This window comes from Xanthomonas sp. NCPPB 3569 (assembly GCF_041475645.2).
GTDB lineage: Bacteria > Pseudomonadota > Gammaproteobacteria > Xanthomonadales > Xanthomonadaceae > Xanthomonas > Xanthomonas phaseoli.
The window spans coordinates 1,088,243-1,105,346 of the sequence record NZ_CM192969.1 but is presented as its reverse complement, the minus strand read 5'-3'; the positions used below and the strand labels follow the sequence as shown (position 1 = coordinate 1,105,346).

Annotated in this window: 13 protein-coding genes and 1 pseudogene; 9 read left to right on the top strand and 5 right to left on the bottom strand. The window is 65.1% G+C overall.

The features are described from left to right. The first annotated feature begins 120 nt into the window (after positions 1–120). From ACCQ03_RS04590 to ACCQ03_RS04570, 5 genes are all read left to right on the top strand, one after another. Positions 121–1,038, top strand: a complete 918-nt coding sequence (locus ACCQ03_RS04590; RefSeq protein ID WP_057677915.1) for a TauD/TfdA dioxygenase family protein — start codon at positions 121–123, stop codon at positions 1,036–1,038. Positions 1,039–1,078: 40 nt separating this feature from the next. Continuing rightward, positions 1,079–2,125, top strand: coding sequence for an ABC transporter substrate-binding protein (locus ACCQ03_RS04585; protein ID WP_057677916.1), 1,047 nt, complete (start codon positions 1,079–1,081; stop codon positions 2,123–2,125). Between the two features lie 3 nt (positions 2,126–2,128). Further along, the gene (locus tag ACCQ03_RS04580; RefSeq protein ID WP_057677917.1) at positions 2,129–2,962 is read left to right on the top strand and encodes an ABC transporter ATP-binding protein; all 834 of its coding nucleotides are present in this window, start codon (positions 2,129–2,131) and stop codon (positions 2,960–2,962) included. Then, a complete protein-coding gene (locus tag ACCQ03_RS04575) occupies positions 2,959–3,843 on the top strand; it encodes an ABC transporter permease (RefSeq protein ID WP_057677918.1) in 885 nt (294 codons plus the stop codon). Before ACCQ03_RS04580 ends, ACCQ03_RS04575 begins: the two co-directional genes overlap by 4 nt. 79 nt (positions 3,844–3,922) lie before the next feature. After that, complete coding sequence (locus ACCQ03_RS04570; protein ID WP_031421165.1) at positions 3,923–4,276, top strand: DMT family protein; 354 nt, start codon at positions 3,923–3,925, stop codon at positions 4,274–4,276. Between the two features lie 126 nt (positions 4,277–4,402). Here ACCQ03_RS04570 and ACCQ03_RS04565 read toward each other — a convergent pair whose 3' ends face one another. The 5 genes from ACCQ03_RS04565 to ACCQ03_RS04545 all read right to left on the bottom strand — a co-directional run bounded on the left by ACCQ03_RS04565 (position 4,403) and on the right by ACCQ03_RS04545 (position 9,859). Then, positions 4,403–5,326 carry a DUF6607 family protein gene (locus tag ACCQ03_RS04565; protein WP_150145565.1) on the bottom strand — a complete coding sequence of 308 codons (924 nt, stop codon included), beginning with the start codon at positions 5,324–5,326 and terminating at the stop codon, positions 4,403–4,405. Between the two features lie 29 nt (positions 5,327–5,355). After that, positions 5,356–5,988, bottom strand: a complete 633-nt coding sequence (locus ACCQ03_RS04560) for a hypothetical protein (protein ID WP_057677920.1) — start codon at positions 5,986–5,988, stop codon at positions 5,356–5,358. Between the two features lie 5 nt (positions 5,989–5,993). After that, complete coding sequence (locus ACCQ03_RS04555) at positions 5,994–8,225, bottom strand: TonB-dependent hemoglobin/transferrin/lactoferrin family receptor (protein WP_209225669.1); 2,232 nt, start codon at positions 8,223–8,225, stop codon at positions 5,994–5,996. A gap of 266 nt (positions 8,226–8,491) precedes the next feature. Then, complete coding sequence (gene hemP / locus ACCQ03_RS04550) at positions 8,492–8,731, bottom strand: hemin uptake protein HemP (RefSeq protein ID WP_003485179.1); 240 nt, start codon at positions 8,729–8,731, stop codon at positions 8,492–8,494. A 159-nt stretch (positions 8,732–8,890) separates the two neighbouring features. Next, positions 8,891–9,859: a potassium channel beta subunit family protein gene (locus ACCQ03_RS04545; protein ID WP_057677924.1), complete on the bottom strand. Its 969-nt coding sequence runs from the start codon at positions 9,857–9,859 to the stop codon at positions 8,891–8,893. A gap of 902 nt (positions 9,860–10,761) precedes the next feature. Here ACCQ03_RS04545 and ACCQ03_RS04540 point away from each other — a divergent pair. From ACCQ03_RS04540 to dusB, 4 genes and pseudogenes are all read left to right on the top strand, one after another. Beyond that, a complete protein-coding gene (locus tag ACCQ03_RS04540; RefSeq protein WP_008573564.1) occupies positions 10,762–12,060 on the top strand; it encodes a NupC/NupG family nucleoside CNT transporter in 1,299 nt (432 codons plus the stop codon). A 90-nt stretch (positions 12,061–12,150) separates the two neighbouring features. Beyond that, entirely contained in the window at positions 12,151–13,101 is a 951-nt protein-coding gene (locus ACCQ03_RS04535; protein ID WP_057677923.1) for a ribokinase, read from the top strand. A gap of 548 nt (positions 13,102–13,649) precedes the next feature. Further along, positions 13,650–15,996: pseudogene (locus ACCQ03_RS04530) on the top strand (glycoside hydrolase family 98 domain-containing protein). A gap of 82 nt (positions 15,997–16,078) precedes the next feature. Then, positions 16,079–17,077: a tRNA dihydrouridine synthase DusB gene (gene dusB, locus ACCQ03_RS04525; RefSeq protein ID WP_057679412.1), complete on the top strand. Its 999-nt coding sequence runs from the start codon at positions 16,079–16,081 to the stop codon at positions 17,075–17,077. The last annotated feature ends 27 nt before the right edge of the window (positions 17,078–17,104 follow it).

Below are 17,104 nucleotides of genomic sequence, written 5' to 3'. Positions count from 1 at the left end.
ATGTCTGCAGCGCATAAGTACCTTGCAAATCGTACGTTCGCAGCGGTGGCACGACTGCCTAGAGTGGTGTGTCCGGCCGCCGGCCCAGGCGGCCTTTCGTTGCCGTCGAGGTGCCACGTCATGGCCAGCATCACTTCCGCAACGCGTGTGCACACGCCGCGCGATGCGTCTTCCCCCGTGCAGACCTCCAGCGTCCGGATCGTGCCATTCGACGCTCCGCTGGGCGCCGAGGTGATCGGTCTGGACCTTGCGCAACCGCTGGATGCGGCCACCTTCGCGCGTATCCACCGTGCGTATCTGGATCACCACGTGCTGGTGTTTCGCGATCAACGCATCACACCGGCGCAGCAGGTGGAATTCAGCCGTCGCTTCGGGCCGCTGCAGATCCACGTGCTGCGCAACTTTCAACTGCGCGGGCACCCGGAAGTGCTGGTGGTGTCCAACATCAAGGAGAACGGCGAGCCGATCGGGCTGGGCGATGCCGGGCATTACTGGCACTCGGATCTGTCCTACAAGGAAACACCGAGCCTGGGATCGCTGCTGCATGCGCAGGAGCTGCCCAGCGAAGGCGGCGACACCCTCTTTGCCAACCAGCACCTGGCATGGCAAACGCTGCCCGAATCGCTCAAACGCACGGTGCAGGACCTGCGTGCCGAACACAGCTATCTGGCCAAGTACGAGGAGTTGCGCGCCCGCAATCCGTGGCGCCCGGCATTGAGCCCGGAGCAGATTGCCGAGGTCACCCCGGTGCAGCACCCGGTGGTGCGCACGCATCCGGAAACCGGCCGCAAGGCGCTGTTCGTCAGCGAGCATTTCACCACTCGCATCGTCGGCTTGTCCGAGGACGAGAGCCGCGCGCTATTGCAGAGGTTGTTCGAACACTCCACGCATGCTGCGCTGGTGTATCGGCATCGCTGGCAGGCGCACGACATGGTGTTCTGGGACAACCGTTCGGTGATGCATCTGGCTGCGGGCACGCCGGATCATCTGCGCCGTCGGCTCAACCGCACCACCATCGAAGGCGATGCGCCGTTCTGAGCCTGCACCTGTTCCCTCCCCTTCTCGACTGGAGCGCCGCATGCGTTTGACTGTCTCTTCCCACGCTCCTGCGCCGCGCCGGCGTTTTTCGCGGCGCATCGCGCTGCTGGTGTTGGCCGCGCTGCCGCTGGTGCACAGCGCGCAGGCGCAGGCCGAAGGCACGCTGCGGATCGCCAAGCAATTCGGCATCGTTTACCTGCTGCTGGACGTGGCGCAGGACCAAAAGTTGATCGAACAGCAGGGCAAGGCCGCCGGTGTGGATATCGACGTGCAGTTCCTGCAGCTCTCCGGCGGGGCGGCAGTCAACGATGCGTTGTTGACCGGTTCGATCGATATCGCCGGTGCCGGTGTCGGGCCGTTGTTCACGATCTGGGACCGCACGCGCGGCCGCCAGAATGTCCGTGGTGTCGCATCGCTGGGCAATTTCCCGTACTACCTGATCAGCAACGCTCCGCGCATCAAGTCCATCGGCGATTTCACGCCAAGGGACCGCATTGCGGTGCCGGCAACGGGTGTCTCGGTGCAGTCGCGGTTTCTGCAGCATGCCTCGCAACAACGCTGGGGCGACAAGGGCACCCATCAGCTCGACGCGCTGCAGGTGGCGTTGCCGCACCCGGATGCCGCCGCGGCGATCATCCGTGGCCGCACCGAAATCACCGCGCATTTCGCCAGCCCGCCGTTTCAGGAGCAGGAACTGGCGCGTAACCCGGCCGCGCATATCGTCACCAGTTCCTACGAGATCGAAGGCGGGCCGTCGTCGGCAACGGTGTTGTATGCCACCGAAAAATTCCGCAAGGACAATCCCAAGACCTACCGCGCGTTTGTCGCGGCCCTGGACCAGGCAGCGAAGTTCGTCACTGCCCATCCGGAGCAGGCGGCAGACATTTTCCTGCGCCGCAATGGCTCGGGCATCGACCGCGCGTTGGTGCTGCAGATCCTCAAGGACCCCAAGGTGCAGTTCACCGTGGCACCGCAGAACACGCTGGGGCTGGGCAAGTTCATGCAGCACAGCGGGGCGATCAAGCAGGCGCCGGGCAAGGTGGGCGATTACTTTTTCGACGACCCGCTGATTGCGGGCGGGAGCTGAGCGATGTCGATGCCCCTGCTGCAGATCGATCAGCTCAGCCTGGAATATGCCTCCGCCCAGCGCGTGGTGCGCGCGACCCATCGCGTGCGCTTCGACGTGCACGAAGCCGACCGCTTCGTGCTGCTGGGGCCTTCAGGCTGCGGTAAATCCACGTTGCTCAAGGCGGTTGCCGGTTTCGTTGCCCCGCGCGAAGGACAGATCCGTCTGGACGGTCATGCGGTCACCGGTCCTGGGCCGGACCGGGTGGTGGTATTCCAGGAATTCGACCAGTTGGCGCCATGGAAAACCGTGCGCGAGAACGTGGTGTTCGGGCTGCGTGCGGCGCGCAAACTCGGTCGCGCCGAAGCGCGCGAGCGGGCAGACGAAAGTCTGGCGCAGGTCGGGCTGGGCGGATTTGCAGATGCCTACCCGCACACCTTGTCTGGCGGCATGAAGCAGCGTGTGGCCATCGCACGCGCCCTGGCGATGCGCCCGCGTGTCCTGCTGATGGACGAACCGTTCGCGGCACTGGATGCGCTGACGCGTTCGCGCATGCAGGAGCAGGTGCTGGAATTGTGGGAACAATTGCGCTTCACGCTACTGTTCGTCACCCATTCCATCGAAGAGGCATTGGTGGTCGGCAACCGCGTGTTGCTGCTGTCGCCGCACCCGGGCCAGGTGCGCGCCGAACTCAACGCGCATGCCTTTGGCCCGCACAGTGCCGGCAGCGTGGCGTTCCAGCAGACCGCGCAACGCATTCATCGGCTGCTGTTCGACCTGCCCGACGAAACGCTGGACGACGACAAGGTGGCACCGTTGCGTCGCCCGTCCCTGCGTCAACGCGAGGCGCTGACATGAGCGACAACACCGCAAGCGCATTGCCGCCGATTCCACCGGTACGGCCCGAGTACGAAGTGGCGCTGACGCCGCTGGACCCTGCCCTGGTTGCCGCGACCACGCCCACGCGTCGGCAGGCACCGCCATGGCTGCGCAAGGCATGGGTGCTGGCGGTCTTGGTCGCGGCATGGGAAATCGCCGCGCGGCTGGTCGGCGACGACCTGATGCTGCCCGGCGCAGTCCAGACCGCGCACGCGTTCTACGACGGGCTGCTGTCGGGCGAACTGCTGCGCCGGGTGGGTGCCTCGTTGCGCGTGCTGGCGCAGGGGTATGCGCTGGGCGTGCTGCTGGCGTTCGTGCTGACCGCACTGGCCGCCTCCACGCGCTGGGGCCGCGATGTACTCGGCACGCTGACCGCCATGTTCAACCCGCTGCCGGCCATTGCGCTGCTGCCGCTGGCCTTGCTGTGGTTCGGGCTGGGCACCGGCAGCCAGGTGTTCGTGCTGGTGCACTCGGTGCTGTGGCCGCTGGCGCTGACCACCTACGCCGGCTTCCAGGCGGTGCCGGACGCGCTGCGCATGGCCGGACGCAACTACGGCCTGCGCGGCCCGCGCTATGTGGCGCAACTGCTGATTCCGGCAGCGCTGCCGGCGATCCTGTCCGGGCTGAAGATCGGTTGGGCGTTCGCCTGGCGCACCCTGATCGCCGCCGAACTGGTGTTCGGCGCCACCTCCGGCCAGGGCGGCCTGGGCTGGTACATCTTCCAGAACCGCAATGAGCTTTACACCGACAAGGTATTCGCCGGGCTGGCGATGGTGATCGTGCTGGGACTGCTGGTGGAGGGCGTGGTGTTCCAGGCGATCGAGCGGCCCACGGTGCGCCGCTGGGGCATGCTGCGCTAGAGCGAGCCCGGCGGCACGGTCGCGTGCGCTTAACGAGCTTGGCTTATGCTTCGGCCCCCGTTCTCTGCCGCTCGCCGCCATGCCCACTGCCCCCTTCACCGCCTACCTGTACCCGGTCCTGCTGCTGATCGCCAGCAACGTGTTCATGACCTTCGCCTGGTACGGGCACCTGAAGTACAAGACCACGCCGCTGATGATCGCCATCCTGGTCAGCTGGGGCATCGCGTTCTTCGAATACTGCCTGCAGGTGCCTGGCAACCGTCTGGGCAGCGCGGTGTATTCGGCGCCGCAACTCAAGGGCATGCAGGAAGTGATCACGCTGCTGGTCTTTGCCGGTTTCTCCACCTTCTACCTGGGGCAGTCGCTGAAGTGGAACCATTGGGCCGCGTTCGGCCTGATCCTGGTGGCCGCGCTTCTGATGTTCAAGGAATAAAGGCAAGCGCCGTCTCGCTCGTAGGAGCGTACCCGGGGTCGACCTCGCAAGAGCCTCCCGCGGCTCGATGGGCCTTACCGGGAATGCCATATCGCGCCCGGGTGCGCTCCTACGGCGTCGGGGTGCCTAGTTCGCCGGTTCGACCCACTGCGCGAACACCGCATCGATTTGCGTGTCCTTGACCCGCTTGCCCTTCTGCACTGACTCGGCCTGCTCGAACATCGGCACGATCATCGCCATGCCGTCCGGCTTGGTTTTCAGATGCAGGCCCGGTGGTGTTTGCAGGAATGCGGCCCAGCGCGCGCGCACCTTGGCCCAATACCCCTGCGTGCCTTTCCAGTACGCGTAGGCCGGGGCGAAGTTCACCTCGGTGGTCTTGCGGTAATCGTTGAAGCCGAACTCGCGTGCGATCGCTTCCTGGGTGCCGTCGGGCTTGCGCAACACCTTGGTGTTGAATTGTTCGTGGGTCCAGCCGTTCGGCGTGAGCGTGTGGCGGTTGATCACCGACAGCGCGTTGTAGTCGCTGCGCCGGGTGTACTCGCGCCGCGGCAACGGGCGCCAGCTCGGATCGCTGGTCCAGGTGGGGTGGCCATCGGCGTAGTCCCAGCGGCCGGTGCCGCAATAGCGCGGCGCGTCGCTGACTTCATACACACATTGCGTCCAGGCACCGCGGGTGAGGGCAGGCGCCAGCGCATGCACCGTCCAGGTCTGCTCGGCGGTGAATTCGAAGCGCTGCGGTGCCTCGAAGGTCCAGTCCTGCCGCCAATGCTTGGTCACATGCCCGCTCTTTTCGTCGACCAGCAGATGCTGCAGCACCAGCTTGCGCGGCGAATCCTCCACCACGATGACCACTTCGCTGGCACCGCTGCGCATGGCCGATGCACGCTCGTAGCCAGGCTTGAGCAGCACGGTTTCGTCGAACGCGAAATCCACCGCGTACTCGCCCTGCATCGCCAGGATGCTTTGCCGATCGCGCTGGGCATCGGCGGCGGCAATCAACGGCAACAGGCTCAGCGTGGCGGCGATACAGCGGGGAAACAGTCGGCTCATTGGAACTCTCGGTTGTGACCGTGGGGAGGTCAACGGCGCAAGCGCAGCAGCGACGTCGTCATGTCGGTGGGATCGGAACCGCATGCGTTTGCAGCGGTAGTACGCAGTGCCGCAGCGCGGGCGCAGCAACAGTCGTCCACGAGCACGCGGCCGTCGATACCCTCTTCGCGTGCCAGCCGTGCAGCAACCTCGGCGCCCAGTGCAGAGACAGTGACCAGGCTGGCGGTGATGGGGTGATCGCGGCTGGCCGCAGGCTGCAAGCGTAGTGCGCTCACGCGCCATGCATCACCGCGCATGCGTCCGGCCAGCCGGCGCCATAGCCGTTCGCCGACGCCCAGCGCGTGCGTATCCATTGGCAGTGGCGGCAGTCGCGAGACCAGGCGGTCCCAGCCCAGGAAATCGCTGTCGGGCAACAGGCAGAGCCGCCAGCAGCAGTGTCCTGCCGCATCGAAGAACCAGATACTTTCGTGCACGCCATCGCTGTCCACCCGACGGGACGCGGCTGCAGCGACTGCGTGCTGCCAACCATCCAGTTCGTTGCCCAACGTGGGCCGATACAGGCAAAGCACCGTCCCCAGCGCCGCTAACTGCTGTGGTCGCGGCAGTGCCGCGCGGGTAGCACGTGCATGCAGGGGCAACGGGATTGCGCGGAGGTTGGGCATGGCCGCTACCAGCTCACGGCCAGGCTGACCGAGGCAGTACGCCCGGCGCCGGTGAAGCGGTCCAGCACCGTGCTGCTGGCCAGCGTGCCGTTGGGTAGCGCGTTCCAGTCCACGTAACGGCGATCGGCCAGATTAAACACGCCGACAGTGAGCTTGGCGCCGGGCGCGAATTCCCAATGCCCCATCAGATCCAGCGTGGCGTAGCCGGCCGGTACGTAATAGCTATCCAGCTGCGGGCGCCGTTTGCGGGCCACCAAGGTACCGATCAATTCCGCCCCCCAGGCATCGCTGTCGAAGGCCACGCCGAGCGTGCCGCGCAATGGGTCGACCGAGTTGAGCGGCGTGCTGTCGGTGAGGTTGTCGCCTTCTGCATAGGCAACGGCGCTGTTGAGCGACCAACCCTGCCAACCGGCCAGCGCGCCCAGATCGATCCCCGCGCGTGCTTCTGCGCCCTTGATCACCACATCGTCCACGTTGCGCGATTGGAACAGCGCCAGCCCGTCGGCATTCACACCGGCCGGCGCATACGATTCGATGAAGTTGCGGTAATCGGTGTAGTACACGGCCAGCCCGACATAGCCGACCGCATCGTTGAAACGCAGCCCCAGTTCGCCACCGCGACTGGTTTCCGACTTCAGGTCCGGATTGGCGATGGCGGTGTAGCGCGCCTGCAGATTGGTAAAGCCGATATTGACGTCGTTGTACGGCGGCGCACGGAAGCCATGCGCATAGTTGGCGTACGCCGACCATGCATCGGAGAACCGCCACACCCCGCCGAACTTGGGCGAGAGCTGGGTTTGATCGATGGTCTCGACGGCCACGCCCGGATTGTCTTCGCGAAAGATGGCGTCCACCTGCGGCGACAGGCGGAAATAATCCACGCGCACACCCGGGGTCAGCGACAAGCGCCCATCGAGCAAGCCGATTTCGTCCTGCGCATACAACCCCAGCTTGGTGGTTTCGCTCATCGGGAAATCGCGCACCGGAAACGCGTCCTGACCAACGCGCTCGCTCACCATGCCATTGGCCAGGTTGACCGAATAGCCGTCGCGCTTGGCCCGCGTATCGGTCCAGGTGCCATCCAGGCCATAGGTGATCTGGTGACTGAGTATGTCGGTGTCGATGGCTTTATGCGCGTTGACCAGCAGCCCGTAAACACGCTGATCGAAGGTGTGCTCGTTATGCCGGCGCGTGTTGTTGCCGCGCAGTTCGTTGGTGCGTTGCAGGCTCTCGCTGTCCTGGCGATACAGCTGCCACTGCATATCGTTGGCCAACACGGAATCCAGCGCATCGACTTCGTGCCGCAGCGAAACCCGCGCACGGGTCTGATGATCGCGCCCTTCCTGCGACAGGATGCGTAGCGACGCCGTCGGACTACGCGTGTCGACGCCGGTCAATGCATCGATGCTGCCGTCGTCTTCGTTGCCTTCGACCGTGAGTTTGAAGCGCTGTTGCGCGCTTGGGGCATACACCAGTTTGGCGAGCACGCTGCGGCCATCGATGCGCTGCGGATTGGCCGCGGTGCGGGTGAAATCGCGGCTGCGGTTATCGCCCTGGTTTTGCGCCTCCTGGCCCTGGCGATGACTCACCGCCACCATGCCGCTCCAGCGTTCGCCACCGAACGCGCCGGTGGCACCGGCGAACAGACCGTTCCAGTCGCCTTCATAGCCGAACTTCAGGCCGACGTAGCTGTGCTTGGCGGCGCTCAGATAGTCCGACGGATCCTTGGTGACGAAGGCGACCACACCGCCCAATGCGTCCGAGCCGTACAACGAACTGGCCGGTCCGCGCACCACTTCCACGCGCTTGAGCGTCTCCAGGTCGACGAAGTTGCGGTTGGCGTTGAGATAGCTGCCGAAGCTGAAGCTGTCCGGCACCGGTACGTTATCCACCAACATCGCCACGCGGTTGCCATCCAGCCCACGGATGCGGATGCCGCTGGCACCGGTGAAGCGGCCGCTGGTGCTGGTGACCGATACGCCCGGCGTGTAGCGGAACAGATCCTTGAGTTCGCGCACCAGTTGGTTGTCGAGCTGTTCGCGATCGATCACATCCACCGTGCTGGGCACATCCACCAGTGCGCGCTGGGTGCGTGTGGCGGTGACCTGTAGCCGTTCGAAGTCGTGCACCTCACGCGCAGCCTCCGCTCCGGCATCGTGTTCGGCAGCACGGGCACACAGGGAAATAGCAGGCAGCGCCAGCGACAGCGCGACCACCAGCGGATGCAGGCGGATCATCAGGAACCTTTACGCGTCCCCGGCAGCGCGCGTTGCGGCATAGGCCGCGCGCGGCAGGGAAGAGGGAGTTGAGTGGCGGGCGGCGGCGGCAGCGCCCGCTGCGATCTTTGCGCACACGCAGCGAGCGAGTGCGGCGAGATGGGATGCGATGGCCATCGAGCGTTGCGCGCGGAGCAGGATCGCGTCATCGGCACTCAAGGCGCACGATGAGCGTTGCGGCAGCGGCTGCGCACAATGGCTGTGCGCAGCCCAGCTCGTGGCTGGAATTACTTGGTCAGGATCAGCTTGTCGTTGCTGGTGTGGCGCAGGCGATAGACGCGATCGCCGTGCTGGATCAGCACTTCACGCCGGCCCTTGAGCAGCGCCTCGCTGCTGATGAGGTCTTCGGCGGGCACGGCACGCGGCGTGGCGCGGTCGCGCAGATTGACCGGTTCGGAGCGAAGCAGCACGGGGTGAGCGGTCATGATCTGGTTCTCCAGTCGGTTGGCCAGACAAATAATAACCATTCTCATTTAATGATCAAGAGCCATTCTCATTTGAGGCACCTGATCTTTAAATCGTTTCCTGATTTTCGATTCATGGTACAAATCAAAACGATGGCGTCGCTGTTCTCAGCTGCGGCGACCGCCACAAGACATCCACCGCAGCACTCGATCAACCCAGGCTCAGCGCGTGCTCGACTCCACCCGCGCCCAGCCGGCGTCATCGACCTGATCCAGGGTGTCCAGGCCACCGAGGTTTTCTTCCAGCTGCGTGACCCGGCTCGCGCCCAGGATCACGCTGGACACATGCCGGTTGCGCAGGCACCAGGCGATGGCCAACTGCGCCGGCGACTGGCCAAGCTCGGCCGCCACCGCACAGAACGCGCGGGCGCGCTCCAGCCGGCGCGCTTCAGGCGCGCCCAGCACTTCGTCCTGCAACCATTGGTTGCCAGGCTGGCCCAGCCGGCTGTCGGCCTCCACGCCCGTGTTGTACTTGCCGGTCAGCAGGCCCGAGGCCAGCGGCGACCAGATCGTGGTGCCCAGCCCGTTCTCGCACAGTGGGGCGTATTCGTGCTCCAGCCGCTCGCGGTGCAGCAGGTTGTATTGCGGCTGTTCCATCGCCGGCGCATGCAGATGTTCGCGTTCGGCAATGGCGATGGCCTCGCGCAACTGCGCGGGGCTCCATTCGGACGTGCCCCAGTACAGCACCTTGCCCTGGCGAATCAGCGCATCCATGGCGCGTACGGTTTCCTGGATCGGGGTTTCCGGATCGGGCCGATGGCAGTAATAGAGATCCAGGTACTCCACGCGCAGGCGCTTGAGCGCGGCGTGACAGGCATCGGTGACATGCTTGCGCGAGAGCCCGCGCTGGGTCGGCCGCGGGCTGTCGACCGCACCGAAGAACACCTTGCTCGACACGCAAAAGCCATCGCGCGGCAAACGCAGATCGGCGATCACATCGCCCATCACTTCCTCGGCGCGACCGCGCGCGTAGACCTCGGCGTTATCGAAGAAGTTGATGCCGTTGTCCCAGGCGGCGGCAATCAGATTGCGCGCTTCGCTGCGCCCGATCTGTTTGCCGAAGGTGACCCAGGCCCCGAACGACAAGGCCGATAGCTGCAGCCCGGTGGAACCCAGACGACGGTAAAGCATGGCGAACTCCCACAACCTCCAGGGCACCTGCCCCGGACCGGAGTGCGCAGTGTAGTCGGGCAGGCACAGCGCGCGGCGTGTACGGCGCGGTGCATCGGCCTCTCCTCGGATCGACTGTCTCTTCGCAGCACCGCCTGCACTGCGCATGCACCGTGATCGGTGCTTGCGTCGGTGTTGGTCTGCCGTTGGTGGTTACCTGCACCGAATGCTTCGGCTTGCATGGGCGTTTCCACACCTACATGCGCGATGCGTCACCATCAATCCACAGGTGACAGGCGCGACGCCTTGCTGCAGCGACTGCTTGCCGATCGACAGGCAAAATCGCCAGCGTGTGGCGTCGCAACCAGGGCGGGGCCATTGGTGGCATGCATGCGCCAGCCAGCCGCATGGACGGATTGACGGCGTGCCCCGACACCGGATGCGGCACCGTGCCTGGATACACCAGCGCATGACGCCGGCGGATATGCGTGCAGCGGTCAGCAGCACTCGCGCACAAACGCCAACAGTCCCAGGCCATCTGCGCCAGAGACACCCCGCCCAATGAAGCGGATACAGCAACGACAGCCGTAGCAGTCGCAGCAGTAGATCGAATCACGCGCTTCAGCCACTGCAGGCTGCGCGGCAGTTCCCCCGAACGCTGACGCATGACGGTGAACACCTCATCCGGGCGCGGCCACGACAGCCACCAGCCGCGCCGCCACGCTGTGAAATGCCGCCACCTCGTCCAAGCGAACTCCCGACTTTGCGCAAGCACGGTCCCACGGCGCGCCAACGCGGGCCTGCCCGAGCCCGCCGCCTCTCGTCTGTGGGCCGACCGAGGCCATCTGAATGCCCCTCGCCTTGCCCCCTGTCACCCCCTGCTCTAGGCTTCCCGTTTTGCCATCAGCAGCCCGGGGATTGGAATGGTCGAAGGTTTGGGAAGGATCGGTTTCGGCCTGTTCGGTCTGGCGGTGCTCATCGGCATCACCTGGCTGTTTTCGAGCAACCGCCGCGCGATCGACTGGAAGCTGGTCGCCACCGGTCTGGCCCTGCAGATTTCGTTCGCCGCACTGGTGTTGCTGGTGCCGGGCGGGCGCGACGTGTTCGACGCGCTGGGCAAGGGCTTCGTCAAGGTGCTGAGTTTTGTCAATGAGGGGTCCACCTTCATTTTCGGCAACCTGATGAACATCGACAGCTACGGCTTCATCTTTGCGTTCCAGGTGCTGCCCACCATCATTTTCTTCTCGGCGCTGATGGGCGTGCTTTACCACCTGGGCGTGATGCAGATGGTGGTGCGTGCGATGGCGTGGGCAATCACCAAGGTGATGCGCGTTTCCGGTGCGGAAACCACCAGCGTGTGCGCCAGCGTCTTCATCGGCCAGACCGAAGCGCCGCTGACGGTGCGCCCGTATATCCCCAAGATGACCCAGTCCGAGCTGCTGACGATGATGATCGGCGGCATGGCGCATATCGCCGGTGGCGTGCTGGCTGCATACGTGGGCATGCTCGGCGGCAGCGATCCGGCGCAGCAGGCGTTTTATGCCAAGCATCTGTTGGCCGCCAGCATCATGGCCGCGCCCGCCACGCTGGTGGTCGCCAAGCTGTTGGTGCCGGAAACCGGCACTCCGCTGACCCGCGGCACGGTGAAGATGGAAGTGGAAAAAACCACCAGCAATGTCATCGATGCGGCTGCGGCCGGTGCCGGCGACGGCCTGCGCCTGGCGCTGAACATCGGCGCGATGCTGCTGGCCTTCATCGCGCTGATCGCGCTGATCAACGCACCGCTGACCTGGCTGGGCGAGGTCACCGGCGCCGCCGCGCTGCTGGGCCGCCCGACCAACCTGTCGACGATCTTCGGCTACGTGCTGGCGCCGATCGCCTGGGTGATCGGCACCCCGTGGGTGGATGCCACCACGGTCGGTTCGTTGATCGGCCAGAAGGTGGTGATCAACGAGTTCGTCGCCTACAGCGAGTTGTCGCGCATCGTCAAGGGCGAAGTGCCGGGCGTGGGCCTGAGCGCCGAGGGCCGCCTGATCGCCACCTACGCGCTGTGCGGCTTCGCCAATTTCAGCTCGATCGCGATCCAGATCGGCGGGATCGGCGGGCTGGCGCCGGAACGTCGTCACGATCTGGCCAAGTTCGGCCTGCGTGCGGTGCTCGGCGGTTCGATCGCCACCTTCATGACCGCTACCATTGCCGGTGTGCTGTCGCATTTCGGTTGAGGCGGTGCGGGTTCATCGGCGTGACGGTCTAATCACTGCACGCCGCGTTTCATCCAGTCATTCAAGTCAGTCATTCAAGGCAAGGTATTTATGAGTTCGGTCGTCGTTGTCGGGTCCTTCAATGTCGATCACGTGTGGCGCTGCGATACCTTGCCGGTGCCGGGCGCGACCATCGCCGGGCGCTACAGCACTGGCCCGGGTGGCAAGGGCTTCAATCAGGCGGTTGCGGCCGCACGTGCTGGCGCCAAGACACATTTCCTGTGCGCACTGGGCGATGACGCCGGTGGTGCGCTGGCGCGCTCGCTGGCCGCGCAGGACGGCTTTGCGCTGATCGCCGAGCCCAGCAACGAACCGACCGGCACCGGCGGCATCTATGTCGACGGGCATGGCCGCAACACCATCGTGATCGGCGCCGGCGCCAACGCCGTGTTGAGCCCGGCCTTCATCGAGAATCAACGCCCGCTGGTCGCTGCGGCAAAGGTGCTGCTGGCGCAGCTGGAATCCCCGGCCGAGACGGTCGAGTCTGCCCTGGCGTTGGCGCACGAATGCGGCGTGCTCACCGTCCTCAATGCCGCACCGGCCAATGCACCGACCTCGATTGGCCTGCTCAAGCTTTCGGATGTGCTGACGCCCAACGAAACCGAATTCGCCGCACTGCTCGGTCGCCATGTCGGCGAGCGCATCAATGCCGACGACGTCGCCGCGCTGGACGGCAATACGCTGCATTCGCTGTGCCGCAAGCTGCTGCCGGGCGGTACCGTGGTGGTGACGCTGGGCGCGGTGGGCGCCTTCATTTCGCACGCCGAAGAACAACTGTGCGGCGATACCCAGGCGCATTACCGCGTGGGTGCGGAAAGCGCGCAGACCATCGACACCACCGGTGCCGGCGACGCGTTCAACGGTGCGCTGGTTGCCTCGCTGGCGCAGGTACCGGCTGCAAGCTTCGCCACCCACGTGCGCTTTGCCACGCGTTATGCGGCGCGCTCCACCGAAGTGGAAGGTGCAGCGGTATCGATGCCGCGGCTACGCGCGGACGAGTGAGACCGCGGCTCATTGCGATTGGCGTGCGCCACAGGCGCATGCCATCGACACCGCACCCACACTGGCGTGCCCTGGCTTTCTGCAAGCATGCGCGCGCATTTCTCGTACCAACGATGACTGCGGCTAGCGGCTAGCGGCCTCTTACCGCGTCGAGTCGCGTCGCACCGCATCGCGCCGAGCGATGTGACACTGCCATGACTGCATGTCTGTTTTCGCCGCGCTGCGCACGCGCTGCTGCCGACCTCACGCCACCAGCTGCGCCATCGCAGCGCCACGTGACCCAGCGCTGTTTTCTGTGTTCGAAAAGCGAAAGCGCATCGCATAAAGCGCGCTGACCGGCTGCACGCGCTAGCGCGTTGTCTGCGCTTGCCTACTATCGCCGCACCACCGGGCGCACCACGACCATTGCCTGCTGTCATGCGAGGACGCTCCTGGCGGCGCGGCTTGCCGAGATGCGGCTGCATCGTCGACTGGCGCACCACCGCGTCACGCAATGCAGTCACGCGTGTGCCTGGCCCTGCCCCCTCCCAAGCTCAACGGAACAACCGATGATCCTGCGTCGATCGCGCTCGCCATTCCTGCTGCCCTGCGTCTTGCTGCCCTGCCTACTCAGTTCCTGCGGCGGCGAGGATGCCGCCGATGTCGGCGCCGCTGCGACCCCATCGCCGGCGGCGACGGTCACCGTGAGTGCCCCGCGCGCCATGCCGCCGGCCACGACGCAGGCGTCCACGGCAACGGCGAGCGCCAGTACCGACCCGGCATTCCGGCGCAGCCTCGCGCCCGACAAGCCGATGTTCGTGATCCATGCCGACACCTGGAACGCCGCCGATCCGCAGAAGATCATCGATCTGATTCCTGCAGACCTGCGCCCCTACACGGTGCTGCTGATCTCGCTCTCGATCAGTCACAACGGCGCCACCAACAATCAGTGCAACTGGAACCAGGTGGAGAACGGCATCGAGACGGCACGCTCGTGGATCAAGACCGCGGCAGCCAACGGCGTCTGGGCGATGGTCCAGCCTTCCAGCGGCGGCTTCAGCCACTTCCCCGACTATCCCAACGGCACCGATCTCGAATCGACGGTGTACGGTGAATTCTTCCGCGACTATCCGAACTTCCTTGGCTTCAACTATGCCGAGCAGTTCTGGGGATTCGATCAACCGTGCTCGGTGTCGGCGGCGCAGCGCTGGGAGCATTGGGCCAACCTGCTCAAGCTGACCAACAAGTACGGCGGCTATCTGGCGGTGAGCTTCACCGGCGGCTTCTGGGGCGCCAACATCAATCCGCTGGCGATGGTCAAGCGTAACGATGCCTTGCGCACCTCGCTCACCAGCTATGCCAAAAACTTCATCATCGAAGAAAAGTTCACGATGAACTATGGCTACCACGACATCGAAAGTGTCAGCCTGGGCATGTTCCTGTCGGGATTCGCGGGCCATTACGGCATCCGTCCGGACAGCAGCGGCTGGTACGCCGCCGATGGTAGCGCCTATCCGATCCCGGCGGGCGCACCGCATCTGATCGAGCACCTGGCGCTGACCGGCGAAACCTACTTCGACGGCCCGGAACTGATCTGGACCGACAGCGTGCAAAGCCTGCCCAACGGCACCACCGCCGATGGCTACAACACCCGTCGTTGGCAGTTCTTCCCGCAGTTCAAGAACATCCACATGGATGTCTACCGCAAGATCCTCGACGGCACCTTGCACATCCTCAATCGCCAGCAGGTGATCGATCGGACCAAGGTGGTGGTGGTCGACGATGTCACCACCGGTAACGACCGTGCCGTGTACGCGACGCCAGAGACGCTGTTCTCCGGTCTCTACCTGATGGATGACGACGGCACCTAATCTCAACCAGCACAGCTGGTACAAGAAGAGCGGACGCTACCCCGCCATCCCCACCGTGTGGCAGTTGAACGACGACCTGGCCAAGTCCTTCCCGGTACAGATCAAGCGCAGCGCATACGACAGCCGCTGGCCCTCCATCGCCGCCAAGACCCAGGAATTGAATGCGCTGTTCCCGCAGGAATCCACCGGCGACCTCTACGTCGGGCGCCAGGACAACACCTGGGTCACCTACAACCCCTACAAGACCAACAAGGCCACCAGCGGTGCGTTCAACCTCAAGTACAACAGTTGCGCCGCGCTCAGCATGACGTATGGCCCCTACACCACCGGCGTGGTCAAGGAGTTCGCCAACTCGGTGTCGATCTACCTGACCAATTTCGACTCGGAGACCGGCCCGCTCAAGACCGACACCATCGCCATCAGCGGCGCCAGCAGCACGCCGAGCTATACGTTTACCGATCGCGGCGAGCACCGGGCCAGTAGTGTGACCGCCACACCCAGTAACGGGGTTCTGACTCTGAACGTCGCCCACAACGGGCCGCTGGATATCACCATCCAGTGCTCCGGCGCGGCCACCGGCCGCGCAAGCGCTACGCCGGTGACTGCACTGCAGGCGCCTGCCGCGCCACCCGCCTATACCGGTGTGCGGCAATACGAAGCGGAGAACTTCGACTTCCTGCGCATCGGCAGTCTGGTCCCCAATGGCGTCTCCGGCACGGTGCACAATTTCCAGGGCTTGGGATATGTCGACTTCGGCGGCAACCCTGGCGCACGCCTGCGGACCACCATCAACGTGCCGCAGGCCGGAACCTACACGCTGGCCACGCGCTATTCCGCACCGGGCGCCAGCGTCGCCACCGTGGACCTGTACGTCAACGGCGTGCGTGTCGGCACTCCGGCCTTCGCCCAGACCAGCTCGGCCAGCGACTGGGCCAGCAGTCCGCTGACGGCAACCTTGAATGCCGGCGATAACGTGGTCGAGTACCGCGCCAGCGCCGGCACCCAGGCCAAGCTGTACCTGGATAATTTGGCCGTCTCGCAGTAGGCCATACCTGCGGCAGTGCCTGCCCGGCCGCCGCAGGGTTGGCGGTACGAAGGGCTGTCACCGCTGACGTTACACTAGCGCCATGCAGATCGGCCCCTACTCCATCGCTCCGAAGGTGATCCTCGCGCCCATGGCGGGCGTCACCGACAAGCCGTTCCGGCTGCTGTGCAAGCGGCTGGGCGCGGGCCTGGCGGTGTCGGAAATGACCATTTCCGACCCGCGTTTCTGGGGCACGCGCAAATCGCTGCACCGCATGGACCACGCCGGCGAGCCGGACCCGATCAGCGTGCAGATCGCCGGCACCGAGCCGCAGCAACTGGCCGAGGCAGCGCGCTACAACGTCGACCACGGTGCGCAGTTGATCGACATCAACATGGGTTGCCCGGCCAAGAAGGTCTGCAACGCCTGGGCCGGCTCGGCGTTGATGCGCGATGAAGACCTGGTGGCGCGCATCCTGACCGCGGTGGTACAGGCAGTGAACGTGCCGGTGACGTTGAAGATCCGCACCGGTTGGGATTGCGACCACCGCAACGGCCCGACCATCGCGCGGATCGCGCAGGACTGCGGCATCGCCGCGCTCGCCGTACACGGGCGCACCCGCGACCAGCATTACACCGGCAGCGCCGAGTACGCGACGATTGCGCAGATCAAGGCCGCGCTGCAGATCCCGGTGGTTGCCAATGGCGATATCGACTCGCCGCAGAAAGCCGCCCAGGTGCTGCGCGACACCGGCGCCGATGCGGTGATGATCGGCCGCGCCGCGCAAGGCCGCCCGTGGATCTTCGGCGAAGTGGCGCATTTCTTGGCCACCGGCGAGGTATTGCCGCCACCGTCGCTGGCGTTCGTGCGCGACACCTTGCTCGGCCACCTGGAAGCACTGCACGCGTTTTATGGCCAACCGCAGGGCGTGCGCATCGCACGCAAGCATCTGGGGTGGTATGCCAAGGACCATCCGCAAAGCGCCGACTTCCGGGCGGTGGTCAATCGCGCCGAAACCCCCGATGCGCAGTTGACGCTGACGCGCGATTACTTCGATGCCTTGATCGCCGGCGTACCGCCCGCACTATCGGACGCTGCCTGAGGTTTTCTGTGCTGCTGGAGCCGCACG

What these genes read in the sequence shown, in the direction of transcription:
- hemP (WP_003485179.1), bottom strand. Translation starts at nt 8,731, where the DNA reads ATGGTTATTATTTGTCTGGCCAACCGACTGGAGAACCAGATCATGACC.
- ACCQ03_RS04535 (WP_057677923.1), top strand. Translation starts at nt 12,151, where the DNA reads ATGAGTTCGGTCGTCGTTGTCGGGTCCTTCAATGTCGATCACGTGTGG.
- ACCQ03_RS04565 (WP_150145565.1), bottom strand. Translation starts at nt 5,326, where the DNA reads ATGAGCCGACTGTTTCCCCGCTGTATCGCCGCCACGCTGAGCCTGTTG.
- ACCQ03_RS04580 (WP_057677917.1), top strand. Translation starts at nt 2,129, where the DNA reads ATGTCGATGCCCCTGCTGCAGATCGATCAGCTCAGCCTGGAATATGCC.
- ACCQ03_RS04555 (WP_209225669.1), bottom strand. Translation starts at nt 8,225, where the DNA reads ATGATCCGCCTGCATCCGCTGGTGGTCGCGCTGTCGCTGGCGCTGCCT.
- ACCQ03_RS04560 (WP_057677920.1), bottom strand. Translation starts at nt 5,988, where the DNA reads ATGCCCAACCTCCGCGCAATCCCGTTGCCCCTGCATGCACGTGCTACC.
- ACCQ03_RS04585 (WP_057677916.1), top strand. Translation starts at nt 1,079, where the DNA reads ATGCGTTTGACTGTCTCTTCCCACGCTCCTGCGCCGCGCCGGCGTTTT.
- ACCQ03_RS04540 (WP_008573564.1), top strand. Translation starts at nt 10,762, where the DNA reads ATGGTCGAAGGTTTGGGAAGGATCGGTTTCGGCCTGTTCGGTCTGGCG.
- ACCQ03_RS04570 (WP_031421165.1), top strand. Translation starts at nt 3,923, where the DNA reads ATGCCCACTGCCCCCTTCACCGCCTACCTGTACCCGGTCCTGCTGCTG.
- dusB (WP_057679412.1), top strand. Translation starts at nt 16,079, where the DNA reads ATGCAGATCGGCCCCTACTCCATCGCTCCGAAGGTGATCCTCGCGCCC.
- ACCQ03_RS04545 (WP_057677924.1), bottom strand. Translation starts at nt 9,859, where the DNA reads ATGCTTTACCGTCGTCTGGGTTCCACCGGGCTGCAGCTATCGGCCTTG.
- ACCQ03_RS04590 (WP_057677915.1), top strand. Translation starts at nt 121, where the DNA reads ATGGCCAGCATCACTTCCGCAACGCGTGTGCACACGCCGCGCGATGCG.
- ACCQ03_RS04575 (WP_057677918.1), top strand. Translation starts at nt 2,959, where the DNA reads ATGAGCGACAACACCGCAAGCGCATTGCCGCCGATTCCACCGGTACGG.